Below are 13,489 nucleotides of genomic sequence, written 5' to 3'. Positions count from 1 at the left end.
ACGTCCTCAGCCCAGCCGCTCGACGGCCGCCGCGACCCCTTCGTCCGTGGCCGTGAACGCCACCCGCACGAACCGCGCCCCGGCCTCGCCGTAGAAGTCGCCCGGCGCCACCAGGATGCCCTTCTCCGCCAGGTACGCCACCGTCTCCCAGCACGGCTCGTCCCGGGTCGCCCACAGGTACAGGCTCGCCTCGCTGTGCTCGATCCGGAAGCCGTGCGCCTCCAGGGCCGCCCGCAGCGCCGCCCGCCGGGCCGCGTACCGCTCGCGCTGCTCGGCCACGTGGGCGTCGTCGCCGAGCGCCGCGACCGCCGCCGCCTGCACCGGGGCCGCGGTCATCATGCCGCCGTGCTTGCGGAGCTGGAGCAGCTCGTGGAGCACGCCCGGGTCGCCCGCCGCGAACGCGGCCCGGTAACCGGCCAGGTTGGAGCGCTTGGAGAGGGAGTGGACGGCGACGATCCCCTCGTACGAACCGCCGTTGACGTCCGGGTGCAGCACGGAGACCGGGTCGGCCTCCCAGCCCAGCTCCAGGTAGCACTCGTCGGCGAAGACCAGGACGCCGTGCTCGCGCGCCCAGGCCACGATCCGGGTCAGCTCCTCCTTCGCGAGGACCTTGCCGGTCGGGTTGGACGGCGAGTTGAGCCAGAGCAGCCGCAGGCCGGCCGGGTCCAGCTCCGTGGGGTCGTCGTACACGACGGGCTCGGCGCCGCAGAGCCGCGCGCCGACCTCGTACGTCGGGTACGCGAGCCGGGGGTACGCCACCCTGTCCCCCGCCCCGAGGCCCAGCTGCGTCGGCAGCCAGGCCACCAGCTCCTTGGAGCCGACCACCGGCAGCACGTTCTCGTGGGCGAGGCCGACCGCGCCCAGGCGCCGCTCGCACCAGCCGGTGAGCGCGTCCCGCAGCTCCGGCGTCCCCCACACCGTGGGATAGCCCGGCGAGTCCGCCGCCGCCACCAGGGCCTTCTGGATCAGTGCGGGAACCGGGTCGACGGGCGTGCCGACGGACAGGTCCACCATCCCGTCCGGGTGCGCCAGGGCCGTCTTCTTGTACGGCTCCAGCTTGTCCCAGGGAAAGACGGGAAGGCGCGAAGAGACTGCGCTCACGGTTGTCTCACTTCCTCGTACGAGCGGTCGGACGCGGGAAGGCGTCGGGGAAACGTATCGGGAAAACGCGTCGGCCCCGCACGGCGGGCGAAGCCGTACGGGACCGGACGCGGTCGATCAGCCGTTCTGCGGCGGCAGGGCGGCGATGAAGGGGTGGTCGCGCTCGATCTCACCGAGCTTGGAGGCACCACCGGGCGAACCGAGGTCGTCAAAGAACTCGACGTTCGCCTTGTAGTACTCCTTCCACTCCTCCGGGGTGTCGTCCTCGTAGAAGATCGCCTCGACCGGGCAGACCGGCTCACAGGCCCCGCAGTCGACGCATTCGTCCGGGTGGATGTACAAGGACCGCTTGCCCTCGTAGATGCAGTCGACGGGGCACTCCTCGATGCACGCCTTGTCCTTGACGTCGACACAAGGCTGCGCGATGACGTAGGTCACGCTGTCGTTCCTCCTCGATAGGGCTGGTCTGCGCGGGAGCGCGGCGTCGTCGATGCCCGCACCTAGTATCTCCGTTCTCGGGGGCGATCCGAACAGGAGGGGCGGAGAAGCTGTGGAATTCACCGGCGGTGGGCGCCTTGAGGTCCGAATCACCGGCGCTGACGTGGGAAAACGTGTCTCCGTTCGGTACGTGACGGACTCGGCCGGGGCGGACGTGCGGTTCACCGACGCGGTCGGGGTGCTCACATCATGGGACGCCGGTGTGCTGCTGATCACACGGAAGAGTGGTGAGTCCGTCCGGATCGCGGAATCCGCGCTGGCCGCCGGGAAGGTCGTGCCGGCCGCCCCGGCCCGGCGGCGGGGTCCCGCCGCCACCTTCCCCGAACTGGCCCGGGTCACCGCCCGCGCGTGGCCGCCGGTCGAGAGCGAACGGCTCGGCGAGTGGACCCTGCGGGCCGCGGGCGGCTTCACCCGCCGCGCCAACTCCGCGCTCCCCCTGGGCGATCCGGGACTCCCGCTCCCCGAGGCGCTGACCCGCGTGCGGGAGTGGTACGCGGACCGGGGGCTCCCCGCGTACGTGCAGGCCGCGACCGGCGCCGAGGGCACCCAGGAGCTGCTGTGCGCCGCTCTCGAACGGCTCGGCTGGCGGCGCGAGGTGTCGGCCGAGCTGCGGACCGGGGCGCTCGCCCCGGTCGGGGACCTGGACGCCGACGTCTCCGCCGTACGCCTCTCCCGCGCCGTGGACGAGCCCTGGCTGCGCCGCTACGGGCGCACCGGCGAGCCCGGGCCTGAGGCGCGGAAGGTCCTCGCCCCCGGCCCGGGCGTGTGGTTCGCGTCCGTGGCGGGCACGGGTGGGGTACCGGAGGCCGTCGGCCGCTGCGTCGTGGACGGCCGCTGGGCCGGCTTCATGGCCGTCGAGGTCGGCCCGGCCCACCGGCGCCGGGGCCTGGCCACGTCCGTCATGACCGCGCTCGCCCGCCGGGCCCTCGACGAGGGCGCGTCGGCGGCCTGGCTCCAGGTGGAGACGGACAACGACGGCGCGCGGGCGCTGTACGACGGGATGGGCTTCGCGGTCCACCACCACTACCACCACTACCGATGGGCGGAGGCGTGACGGAGGAAGCACCCCGCGGCCCCCACGACGACCACGGGAACCACGGCGGGCACCACGGTCGCGGAGACCCGGAGCACGGGGCCGGCGACGTGCCCGACTGGCGGCGGGAGTTCGCGGAGGAGGCGCGGGCCGAGCGGCCCGACCTGGCGCGGCTCTGCCTGCTCATCGGGGCGGTGGCCGATCCCTCCGTCACCCGGCACGACCTCGACGGAGCCGAGATCGAACTCGACCGCCTCGCCGGGCTCGTCCCGTACGCGGCCCGGAGCACCGGCGACTGGGCCGGGGCGCTCGCCGCGCTCCTCGGCCGCCGGGAGGGCTTCGAGGGGGTGCCCGCCGACTACCAGCGCCTGGAGTCCTCGCTCCTCCACGAGGTGCTCCGGCGCCGCCGGGGCCTGCCCATCCTGCTGTCGGTCGTCTGGATGGAGGTCGCCCGGCGGGCCGGCGCCCCGGTGTACGGGCTCGGCCTGCCCGGCCACTTCGTCGTCGGCTTCGGCGACCCGGCCGACCTGAACCTCGCGGACCCGTTCTCGGGCGGGCGCGCCATGACGGGCGCGGACGCCGAGCTCCTGGTGGCGAGCGCGACCGGCGAGGCGCTCGACCGCTCGATGCTCCGGCCGGCCGAGCCCGGCGCGATCGTGCTGCGCGTCCTCAACAACATCCGCGCCTGGGCGGCCCTCCGCCCCGAACGCTCCGACGTCGCCCTGTGGGCGGTGGAACTCGCCCTGCTGCTCCCCTCGCACCCGGCGAAGCTCCGCTACGAGCGCGCCGAGCTGCTGGTCGGGCGCGGGGACTTCCTGACGGGGGCGGCGGAGATGGAGGCGTACGCCCGGGTGATGGACGCGGTGGACCCGGAGTCGGCGACCGTGATCCGCCGCCGGGCGCTGGCGGCGCGGGCCCGGCTCAACTAGGGCGCGTGGCGCGAGTGGCGTCCGGCTCGCGTGCTCCGGGCGGCGGGACGTCCGGAGCACGCGCCGGGCCCCCGGCCGGCGGAGTGCCGGACGGGGGCCCGGGGCGGGCGGGGCGCGGTCAGCCCTTGCCGTTCAGGTCGATCGTCCTGGTGCGTTCGGCGGGGGTCCTGCCCTTCAGGGCCTCGCCCATCACGCGGGCCACGTCGTCGGCGGACACCTGCTGCCTGGTGCCGTCGGGCTTGGTGATCATGATGCCGTCGAAGGCACCGTCCAGGAGCCGCTCGATCGCCTTCTTGTCGTAGACCTCGACCAGACGGCCGCCGACGGCCTTCATGGAGAGGATCTGCGGCAGCGACCGCGCCGGACCGAACTGGATCTGCTTCCCGCCCGCCTTGATCGTGATCCGTTCGGACATGGCGGGCTCGGCGAACTCCTTCATCGCCCGGTCCAGTTCGGCCTTGGTGACCGAGGGCCGGAGCGTGGTGACCGGCAGTTCGACGAGCTTGGGCAGACCCGTCTCGACCTGGGCCCGGAACGCGTCCTGGACCGAGATCATCGAGCGCTGGACGTCCAGGTCCTTGCCGGGCCTGCCCTCGACCGGGGTCACCTTGTTCGGGGCGAAGAGGATCGTGCCCTCGGTCGCGGAGGCGGAGGCACCGGCCAGGTCCGTCAGGGCGACGGCCAGCTTCTCCCTGTCCACCGGGAAGACCGGCTTGGCGATCCGCTCGCCGCCGAAGAGGGAGCCGATGACCGAGACGGGGTTGTAGTCGCTGCCGGCGGCGGCGCGGACGGTCTCCTGGCTGTCGAGGGACAGGCCGGCCCTGTCCGGGGACAGCTGGACCTTCTTGCCGCCGACGCCGAGCTGGAGCGGGGTGTGGGCGCGCTTGCCGAGGGCCCTCTCCAGCTTGTTGACGCCCTCCTCCTTCGTCCCGCCGCCGATGTCCACGCCGAGCACGGTGGTGCCCTTGGGGACGTCGGAGTGGTTGAGGAGCAGTCCCGCGCCGTAGGCGACGCCGAGGAGGCCGACGATCCCGGCGGCGACGAGGACCAGCTTCGAGCGGCCCTTCTTCGCCGGGGCCCGGCCGGCGGCGGGGGCCTCGCGCCCGGCGGGGGCCGGGGCCTCGCGCTCTTCGGGGCGCGGGGCGGGGTTCGGGCGGGCCGCCGCCGGCGGGGCCACGGGAACGCCGCTGGTGAGGGTGGCACCGGAGACGTGACCGCCTGCCGGGGCGTCCGGGCCGGGACCGCGTCCGGGGGCCGGGGCGGGCTGCTGGGGCGTCAGGATCGCGGTGTCGTCGGACATGCGGGGGGCGGCGCCGGGGAACGGGGAGCCCGTGTCCTGGCCCTGGCCCGGTCGGTTCCCCCGACCCGGCTGTCCCGGCCCGCCCCGACCCGGCTGTCCCGGCTGTCCCGGGAAGGGGGCCTGGCCGGCACCGGCGCCGGGGGCGCCGAGCGAGGCGATGCCGCTGACCGGGCCGGTGGTCGGACCGCTGGGCGCGGCCGGGCCCCGGTACGCGGGGGTGCCGCCCGCCGGGGTGCCGTCGTAGAGAGGCGTGCCGCCCGCAGGGGTCCCGTCGTACGCCGGGGTGCCGCCCGCAGGGGTTCCGTCGTACACCGGCGTGCCGCCCGCAGGCGTGCCCTCGTGCACCGGGGTACCGCCCGCAGGGGTGCCGGTGTCGTACAGCGGGTTGCCCGGGGCGGGCGGGGCCGGGGCGACCGGGCGGCTCGACGGGGCGTTGCCGACCGTGGGGACGCCCGAGGTCGCGGAGCCCGCGAAGCCCGTGCCCGGGGCGTCCGGACCGGGCGCCGTCTGCTTCGGGGCGGGGGCCGGGGCCGGTGCGGGGGACGGCGCGGGAGCCGGTGCCGGGGACTTGCGGGGAGCGAACCAGTCGCTCGTCTCCTTCGCCTTGGGCGCCTTCGGGGCCTGCGGGGCCTCCTCGGCCCCCGGCGGCTCCGGGGGCGCCGTCGGCGCGGGATCCGGTTCCGGGGCGGGGGCGGACTCCGGCTCGGCGGCCGGGGCGGACGTCTCGTTGACCGTCTTGCGGACCACGACCGGCGGGATCGGGCGCGACCCCGGGATGTTGATCCGGATCCGGGTCGTCAGGGTCGTCTCGGTCCTGGGCTCCTCCGGAGGAACGGACGCGGCGGCGGTCTCCTCCCGAACGTCCTGGGAGGGGTGGAGCGACGGATACTGGCGGGCTCCGTACGGCGGGGTGCCCGAGGGGTACGCGGCTCCACCGCGCCCCTGGGCGCCGGAGGACGAACTGTCAGTCTCTCGACCAGTTTCACGACTCAAAGCAGGATCTCCCGGTTGGCTCCACCGCCCGCTCTTGCTGATGCTCGTGTTGTCCCGGGCGGTTCGGCGGCGCGCACCACCATACTGGCCGCCGTCGTCTCCCACCCGACCCCCGGGCTGCTGACGACGGTCAATCCGGGCGAAGTCGGGACGTCCCCGCCCTCAACTCCTCCTTTTCACCGGGGAGGTCGCGGCAATCGGGGCAGCGTGGCGCACATCACAGCGATGCCCATGCCTCCGAAGAGGAAGAGCAGCTCGCCGACGCCTCCGCCGAACGCCCCGTCGCCCTCGGGCCGTCCGAAGCCGAGCAGGACGACGGCGAGGAGCCAGCCGGCGCCCGCGCAGACCACGCCGGCCTGGGTGCCGGTGGCGCGCAGCCCCCCGTAGAAGAGGCTCGCGGCGGCGAGGAGCGCGAGGAGCAGGCCGCCGGGGAGCCAGGCGGCCTGGACGAGGGCCCCGGCGGTTCCGACGAGGAGGCCGAGGACGAGGAGGAGGCCGTACCAGGCGTACCGGGCGGTCCGGGAGACCGGGAGACCGGTGTCCGGAGGGGCGGCGGGAGCGGCGGGCCCGCCGGACGACGCCGCGCGGCCCCTCGCGGAGGCGCTCATTCCGCCACCCCCGCGAAGAGGTCCGTCTCGCGCTCGCCGGCCGGGGCACCGGAGGCGCCCCGGACCAGCTCGTAGTACTCGGTGGTGAGGAGGGGCTGCCCCAGGTCGTTGGAGAGGGCGAAGAAGGGCCCGTCGACCGCGACTTGGGTGGCGTGCGCGGCCATCGCGGCACGCTTGCGGGCCGCGTGCTCCGGGGTCCCGGCGATCTCGGCGGTGATCCGGTCCTCGTCGACCACGCCGGGGACGTCCTCGACGGCGGCGACGGCCGGGAAGGCGGAGCCCTCGGCCCGGAGCCGGGCGAAACCGGCCTCGACGACGGGGCGCGGGACGCGGTTCCAGTAGACCTTGGCGATCGGGTGGGCCGGCCCGAGGTCGGGGCGGTACGCGGGGTCGGCGGCCAGCTCGGCGGCGCGGGTGGCGACCCGGTGGGCCTGGATGTGGTCGGGGTGTCCGTAGCCGCCGTCGGGGTCGTAGGTGACCAGGACCTGGGGGCGGGTCTCGCGGATCACTTCCACGAGGTACGGGGCGGCGGTGTCGACGTCCGTGCTCCAGAAGGCGCCGTCCCGCCCGTTCTGCTCGGCGCCCATCATCCCGGAGTCGCGGAAGCGCCCGGGGCCGCCGAGGAAGCGGTGGTCGGTGACGCCCAGCTCGGCCATGGCGGCGGCGAGTTCGCCGACGCGGTGCGGGCCGAGCCGGTCCTCCCGGTCGGGGGCCAGGTGGGCGAGGCCGGGCGGGATGACCTCGCCCTCCTCGCCGAGCGTGCAGGTGACGAGGGTGACGAGGGCGCCCTCGGCCGCGTACCTGGCCATGGTGACGCCGTTGTTGATCGACTCGTCGTCCGGGTGCGCGTGCACCAGCAGCAGACGGCGGGCGGGGAGATCGGACATGTCCCCACCCTACGAGGTCGGACCGGGAGGAGGGCCGTCACGTACGGAGGACCGGTGCGCGCCGGGACCGGCGGGCGGCCGGGCTCAGAACTTGAGGCCGCCGATCATGCCCGCCACGTTCGTCGTGAGGGTGCTGATGGACGGGGCGATGGACGAGCTCGCCAGGTAGAAGCCCAGGAGCGCACAGATCGCCGCGTGTCCCGCCTTCAGACCGGATTTCCGGATCAGAAGGAAGACGACGATCGCCAGCAGCACCACCACGGAGATCGAGAGTGCCACGGCGGTTCACCTCCACACTTCTTCGGTCGGACTTCTTCGGTCGGATTGCCCGGAGCGGTTCGGGCAAGGAGCAGGAAGCACATGCCGGTCGGATGCATACCCACCCAGCGCTACGGATCATAACTATCCGTGCCATCGCATTGATCGGCGGACGGAGGCACGAGGGGGGCGCACGGTGCTGGTTTCGGCCGCGTCCCCGCGCCCCGGTGACGGCTCGCCGCCGCCCCGGGGGAGGTTTAGCCCGCCCGGGGGACCGTACGGCCCCGGCGGTCCGCCCCGGGTCCGGGGTGGTTTTCCGGCGTTTCCGGACGTTCTCGGGCGGGGAGCGTCCGGCGGGCGCCGGACTCGCCCCCGGCGCGCGCCGTTCGCGACCGCTGTGGATTGGCCGAATTCCTCGCCTGCGGGGAGATCGGGCGGTATCGGTGCCCGCGCCCGGGAGGGAAGGGGCGGAGGGCGCCCGGCGGGGCGGGTCACCAGCCGGGCGGCGGCGGACGCGGCGGGGCCGGGTGCGGCGTCCCGGCCCACGGCCGCGGGCCGGGGGCGTCGGGGACGCCGCGCCCGGCGAGGAGGGCGAGCACCGCGAGACCGGCGAGCAGCCCGAGGACGGAGGCCAGGACGTCCGCCCGGTGCGCGGCGGGGAGGTCCGCGAGGTGGGCGAGCGTCCCGTACCGGACGGCCCGTACGGTCCCGCCGAGGCCGCCGGCGGCCAGGAGCACACCGGCGAGCAGCCCGAGGGGGCGGCTGTGGCGGGCCCGCGCGAGGGCGGAGACGGCGGCTGCGGCGTACAGCGCGGCGAGGACCGCCGACAGCCAGCCGGGAGGCGGCGCGAAGACCGGTCCGATGACGGACCGGCCGCCGGTGAACCGGTCGACGGTGACCTCCGGGGGCAGTTCGACGGCCCGGTACAGCTCCCGGAGGACCGTCGCGAGACCGGCGGCCAGGAGCAGGAGCCCGGCGGTGACGGCGGCGGCGGTCCGGGGGCGGGTGGGGAGCGGCGCGTACGGGGTGTCCGCCGGGCGGCCGGTGAGGGCGACGGCGACCAGGCCGGTGGCGAGGGCCAGGTCGAGGAGGGTGGTGACGAGGGCCTCGTTCCCGGGCGCCCAGAGGCCGGGCAGGCGCAGGGCGAGGGTGACGCCCCCGGTGGCGGCGAGCGCGGCGGCGGCGTGCCGCGCGCGGAGGGCGGCGACGGCGGTGGCCGCCGAGACGGCGAGGAGCGCCGGGTCCAGCGGGGAGGTGGCGGGCCGGCCCCGGAGGAGGACGGGGGCGTCGCCGGTCCAGTACCGCGCCAGAGCGGCGGGCGAGCCGAGCGCGGCGAGGTCCTCGAGGACCCACACGGTGGTGACGAGGGCGAGCGCGGCGCAGAGCGCGGCGCCGGTGAGACGTGCCGGGCGTGTCACAGTCACGGCCCCGATACTCACGGTCGCGCCCCGCCGAAACAAGCGGTTCCGCATATCCGGACGTCCGGGCGGCCTCGGTCCGGCGAGGGGCGTCGCGGGGCGTCAGGGGGCCTCGCGGTGCGGGGCGTCGTCCTCCGGCGAGATCATGTGGCTGCCTCCGGGGCGCGGGGGCTCTCCCCCGCTCCCGGTGCGCGGGACGTCCCCGGCCCGTGAGGCGTCCCCGCCGTCCCCGGCGGGAGGGGCCTCTCCGCCCGCCCCGGCGCGCGGCCCGTCCCGGTCCGTTCCGGAGGCCGGGGCGCCGCCCCCCGGCGGGACCTCGTGGCTCCCCCCGGCCCCCGCCCCCGCCTCCGCCTCCGCCTCCGGGGCCCCGTCCCCCGGCTTCCCGCCGGGGACCACCCGGTTCTCCTCGGGCACCACGTGCTTCTCCTCCGCGAAGTGGCAGGCGGAGTCGTGGTGGGCCGGGGAGTCGACGAGGCGGAAGACGGCCGGGACGGCCAGGAGCGGGACCTCCAGGGCGCAGCGCTCCCGGGCCTTCCAGCAGCGGGTGCGGAAGCGGCAGCCGGAGGGGATGTTCGCCGGTGAGGGCACGTCGCCGGTGAGGATGATCCGCTCGCGGTGGGCGCGCGCCTCGGGGTCCGGGACGGGGACGGCGGAGAGCAACGCCTGGGTGTACGGGTGGGTGGGGTGGTCGTAGATCTGGGCGTCGGAGCCGATCTCGACGATCCGGCCGAGGTACATGACGCCGACCCGGTCGGAGATGTGCCGCACGATGGACAGGTCGTGGGCGATGAAGACGTACGACAGGGAGAACTCGGACTGGAGCTGGTCCAGGAGGTTGACGACCTGGGCCTGGACGGAGACGTCGAGGGCCGAGACCGGTTCGTCCGCGACGATGATCTCGGGCTGGAGGGCGAGGCCGCGGGCGATGCCGATGCGCTGGCGCTGGCCGCCGGAGAACTGGTGCGGGTAGCGGTTGACGTACTCCGGGTTCAGGCCGACGACGTCCAGGAGGTCCTGGACCTTCTTGCGGCGGGAGCCCTTGGGGGCGACCTCGGGGTGGATCTCGTACGGTTCCCCGATGATGTCGCCGACCGTCATGCGCGGGTTGAGCGACGTGTACGGGTCCTGGAACACCATCTGGATGTTGCGGCGGACGGCCTTCAGGGCGCGCCCGGACAGCTTGGAGATGTCCTCGCCCTTGTAGCGGATGGTTCCCGACGTGGGCCGTTCCAGGTTGACCAGCATCTTCGCGACGGTCGACTTGCCGCACCCGGACTCGCCGACGATGCCGAGGGTCTCGCCGGCGGCGAGGTCGAAGTCGACCCCGTCCACCGCCCTGACGGCGCCGACCTGCTTCTTGAGGAGGATGCCCCGCGTCAGCGGGTAGTGCTTGTGGAGGTCCCGGACCTCCAGGATCGCCTCGCCCCTTCCGGCGGTCCCGGCCGTCGCGGTCGTTCCGGCCGTCTCAGCCATGGAGGCACTCCTTCCAGAAGTGGCAGGCGCTGGTGCGCGGCACCGGGGAGTCGGTCACCGCGTACAGCGGGGGCACGTCGGTCCGGCAGACGTCCCGGGCCATCGGGCAGCGCGGGTTGAAGGCGCAGCCGGACGGGATGCGCAGCAGGTTGGGCGGCAGGCCCTTGATCGCGTACAGCTCCCGGCCCTTCTGGTCCAGGCGCGGGATCGATTCGAGGAGGCCCTTGGTGTAGGGGTGGGCGGGGGCCTTGTAGATCTCGTGCACGGGGGCCTGTTCGACGATCCGGCCCGCGTACATCACGGCGATCTTGTCCGCGACGTCGGCGACGACGCCGAGGTCGTGGGTGATCAGGATCAGACCCATGTCGAGTTCGCGCTGGAGCTCCGCGAGGAGGTCCATGACCTGGGCCTGGACGGTCACGTCGAGAGCCGTGGTGGGCTCGTCGGCGATGATCAGGTCCGGCTCCAGGGCGAGCGCCATCGCGATCATGATGCGCTGGCGCATGCCCCCGGAGAACTGGTGGGGGTACTGGCCGACGCGTTCCTTCGCGGCGGGGATGCGGACCCGGTCCATCAGCTCGACGGCCTTGGCCCGGGAGTCCTTCCGCGACATCCCCCGGTGGGCCTGGAACATCTCGCCGAGCTGGTCGCCGACGCTGAGGACCGGGTTGAGGGAGGACAGCGCGTCCTGGAAGATCATCGCCATTCCGGCGCCCCGGATCTTGCGCCGCTCCTCCTCCTTGAGCTTCAGGAGGTCCTGGCCCCGGAAGAGGATCTCGCCCCGCGTGATCCTGCCGGGCGGCATGTCCAGGATGCCCATGACGGCCTGGGCGGTCACGGACTTGCCGGAGCCGGACTCGCCGAGGACGGCGAGGGTCTCGCCGGCGTTCACCGAGTAGTCGACGCCGTTGACCGCCTTGGCCACCCCGTCCCGGGTGTGGAACTCCACGTGCAGGTCGCGCACTTCGAGCAGCATGGGTCCCTACCTCAGCTTGGGGTCGAGGGCGTCGCGGACGGCGTCGCCGAGCATGATGAAGGCGAGCACCGTGACGGCCAGCGCGCCGGCCGGCCAGAGCAGCATGTGCGGGGCGTTGCGGATGTACGGCGAGGCCGCGGAGATGTCGATGCCCCAGGAGACGGTGGGGGGTTTGAGGCCGACGCCGAGGAAGGAGAGCGTCGCCTCCAGGGCGATGTACGTGCCGAGGGCGATGGTGGCGACGACGATGACGGGGGCCACGGCGTTGGGCGTGATGTGCCGGAGCAGCATCCGGGAGTTGGAGGCGCCGAGCGCGCGGGCGGCCTGGACGTAGTCGTTCTGCTTGGCGGTGATGACGGAGCCGCGGGCGATGCGGGAGATCTGCGGCCAGCCGAGCAGCACCATGAAGCCGATGACGGGCCAGACGGTGTTGTTGCTGATGACGGAGAGGAGGACCAGGCCGCCGAGGACGACGGGGATGGCGAAGAAGATGTCGGTGATCCGGGAGAGGAAGCCGTCCCAGGCCCCGCCGTAGAAGCCGGCGAGGCCGCCGAGGACCGAGCCGAGGAGCGTCACGCCGAGGGTGGAGAGGACGCCGACCTGGATGGAGGCCCTGGCCCCGTAGACCGTACGGGTGTAGACGTCGCAGCCCTGGCCGTTGAAGCCGAAGGGGTGGCCGGGCTGGGAGCCCTCCTGGGCCTTGGCGAGGTCGCAGTCCAGCGGGTTGCCGTCGGCGATGAGCTGCGGCCAGACGGCGATGACCACCAGGAAGAGGATGATCAGGCCGGAGACGATGAAGACCGGGTTCCGGCACAGGTCGTGCCAGGCGTCGGACCAGAGGGAGCGGGGCTTCCTGTCGGGGCCGGTGCCGTCGGGGCCGCCGGGGACCTTCTCCAGGGTCTCGGCCTCGGACATGGCGAGGTCGGTCGCGCTTCCGGCGCCGGTCGAGGCGATGGCCGAACCGTCGTCGTGGTGCTCGGGCAGCTCAGGCATAGCGGATCCTCGGGTCAAGGACGGCGTACAGGAGGTCGACGAGCAGGTTGGCCACCAGGAAGACCAGCACCAGGACGGTCACGAAGCCGACCACGGTCTGGGTGTTCTGGCGCAGGATGCCCTGGTAGAGCTGGTAGCCGACGCCGTGGATGTTGAAGATCCGCTCGGTGACGATGGCGCCGCCCATGAGCGCGCCGATGTCGGTGCCGATGAAGGTGACCACGGGGATGAGGCTGTTGCGCAGCAGGTGCCGGGTGATGACCCGGCGGCGGGGCAGGCCCTTGGCCACGGCGGTGCGGACGTAGTCGGCGCGCTTGTTCTCGGCGATCGAGGTCCGGGTGAGCCGGGTGACGTAGGCGAGCGACGCGGAGGCGAGGACCAGGCCGGGGACGATCAGTTCGTCGAAGGGGGCCCCGCCGGAGACCGAGGGGTCGATCCAGTTCCACTTGACGCCGAGGAGGAGCTGGACGAGCAGGCCGGTGACGAAGGTCGGGACGGAGATGACGACCAGGGTGAGCAGCAGTACGCCGGTGTCGACGGGGCGGCCGCGCTTGAGGCCGGTGAGGACGCCGAGGCTGATGCCGATGACGATCTCGAAGACGATGGCGACGACGGTGAGGCGGATGGTGACCGGGAAGGCGTCGGCCATCAGCTCGGTGACCTCCTGGCCGTTGAAGGCCGTGCCGAAGTCGCCGGTGAAGACGTTGCCCATGTAGGTCAGGTACTGCTGCCAGACCGGCTTGTCGAGGCCGAACTCCTTCTTGAGCTGGGCGGCGGTCGCCGGGTCGCACTGGCGGTCGCCGCACAGTCCGGCGACGGGGTCGCCCATCACGTTCACCATCAGGAAGATCAGCAGCGTGGCGCCGAAGAAGACCGGGATCATCTGCAGCAGCCGCCGGATCACATAACGACCCATGGGGGGCTCCGGGGGTTGGCTCCGGGAAGAGGGGTCCGGGAAGGCGTACGGCCCGGCGCGGGGGTCCGCGGGCCGGGCCGTGCGCCGCCGGCCTGCTGGGGGGTGG

At 74.0% G+C, this 13,489-nt stretch carries 13 protein-coding genes; 2 read left to right on the top strand and 11 right to left on the bottom strand.

All coding sequences use genetic code 11. The features are described 5' to 3' along the window. Positions 1-6: 6 nt before the first annotated feature. Both ACZ6AQ_RS14340 and fdxA read right to left on the bottom strand, forming a co-directional pair. Complete coding sequence (locus ACZ6AQ_RS14340) at positions 7-1,101, bottom strand: bifunctional succinyldiaminopimelate transaminase/glutamate-prephenate aminotransferase (protein ID WP_468760076.1); 1,095 nt, start codon at positions 1,099-1,101, stop codon at positions 7-9. 117 nt (positions 1,102-1,218) lie between these two features. Then, entirely contained in the window at positions 1,219-1,539 is a 321-nt protein-coding gene (gene fdxA / locus ACZ6AQ_RS14335; RefSeq protein ID WP_366308635.1) for a ferredoxin, read from the bottom strand. 112 nt (positions 1,540-1,651) lie between these two features. Here fdxA and ACZ6AQ_RS14330 point away from each other — a divergent pair, with 112 nt between their 5' ends. Together ACZ6AQ_RS14330 and ACZ6AQ_RS14325 are read left to right on the top strand one after the other, a co-directional pair. After that, on the top strand, positions 1,652-2,653 hold the full coding sequence (locus ACZ6AQ_RS14330; RefSeq protein WP_468760074.1) for a GNAT family N-acetyltransferase: 1,002 nt from the start codon (positions 1,652-1,654) through the stop codon (positions 2,651-2,653). After that, on the top strand, positions 2,650-3,561 hold the full coding sequence (locus ACZ6AQ_RS14325; protein ID WP_468760072.1) for a transglutaminase family protein: 912 nt from the start codon (positions 2,650-2,652) through the stop codon (positions 3,559-3,561). The genes ACZ6AQ_RS14330 and ACZ6AQ_RS14325 overlap by 4 nt, the downstream gene beginning before the upstream one ends. Positions 3,562-3,679: 118 nt before the next feature. Here ACZ6AQ_RS14325 and ACZ6AQ_RS14320 read toward each other — a convergent pair whose 3' ends face one another. The 9 genes from ACZ6AQ_RS14320 to ACZ6AQ_RS14280 all read right to left on the bottom strand — a co-directional run bounded on the left by ACZ6AQ_RS14320 (position 3,680) and on the right by ACZ6AQ_RS14280 (position 13,383). Continuing rightward, entirely contained in the window at positions 3,680-5,854 is a 2,175-nt protein-coding gene (locus ACZ6AQ_RS14320; RefSeq protein ID WP_468760070.1) for a peptidoglycan binding domain-containing protein, read from the bottom strand. A 176-nt stretch (positions 5,855-6,030) separates the two neighbouring features. Further along, positions 6,031-6,462: a DUF6113 family protein gene (locus ACZ6AQ_RS14315; protein WP_468760068.1), complete on the bottom strand. Its 432-nt coding sequence runs from the start codon at positions 6,460-6,462 to the stop codon at positions 6,031-6,033. Continuing rightward, positions 6,459-7,349: an N-acetyl-1-D-myo-inositol-2-amino-2-deoxy-alpha-D-glucopyranoside deacetylase gene (gene mshB, locus ACZ6AQ_RS14310; RefSeq protein ID WP_468760066.1), complete on the bottom strand. Its 891-nt coding sequence runs from the start codon at positions 7,347-7,349 to the stop codon at positions 6,459-6,461. Before mshB ends, ACZ6AQ_RS14315 begins: the two co-directional genes overlap by 4 nt. Positions 7,350-7,433: 84 nt before the next feature. Next, positions 7,434-7,628, bottom strand: coding sequence for a hypothetical protein (locus tag ACZ6AQ_RS14305; RefSeq protein WP_053640878.1), 195 nt, complete (start codon positions 7,626-7,628; stop codon positions 7,434-7,436). 470 nt (positions 7,629-8,098) lie between these two features. Continuing rightward, positions 8,099-9,031, bottom strand: coding sequence for a hypothetical protein (locus ACZ6AQ_RS14300; protein ID WP_468760065.1), 933 nt, complete (start codon positions 9,029-9,031; stop codon positions 8,099-8,101). Between the two features lie 96 nt (positions 9,032-9,127). Continuing rightward, the gene (locus ACZ6AQ_RS14295) at positions 9,128-10,498 is read right to left on the bottom strand and encodes an ABC transporter ATP-binding protein (RefSeq protein ID WP_468760063.1); all 1,371 of its coding nucleotides are present in this window, start codon (positions 10,496-10,498) and stop codon (positions 9,128-9,130) included. Next, complete coding sequence (locus ACZ6AQ_RS14290; protein ID WP_468760061.1) at positions 10,491-11,474, bottom strand: ABC transporter ATP-binding protein; 984 nt, start codon at positions 11,472-11,474, stop codon at positions 10,491-10,493. Before ACZ6AQ_RS14290 ends, ACZ6AQ_RS14295 begins: the two co-directional genes overlap by 8 nt. 6 nt (positions 11,475-11,480) lie before the next feature. Further along, the gene (locus tag ACZ6AQ_RS14285) at positions 11,481-12,467 is read right to left on the bottom strand and encodes an ABC transporter permease (protein WP_468760060.1); all 987 of its coding nucleotides are present in this window, start codon (positions 12,465-12,467) and stop codon (positions 11,481-11,483) included. Continuing rightward, positions 12,460-13,383 carry an ABC transporter permease gene (locus ACZ6AQ_RS14280; RefSeq protein WP_388693486.1) on the bottom strand — a complete coding sequence of 308 codons (924 nt, stop codon included), beginning with the start codon at positions 13,381-13,383 and terminating at the stop codon, positions 12,460-12,462. Before ACZ6AQ_RS14280 ends, ACZ6AQ_RS14285 begins: the two co-directional genes overlap by 8 nt. Between the last annotated feature and the right edge of the window lie 106 nt (positions 13,384-13,489).

The sequence above is a fragment of the Streptomyces sp. NPDC041191 genome (assembly GCF_055591945.1).
This window is presented reverse-complemented; position numbering and strand designations above follow the sequence as displayed.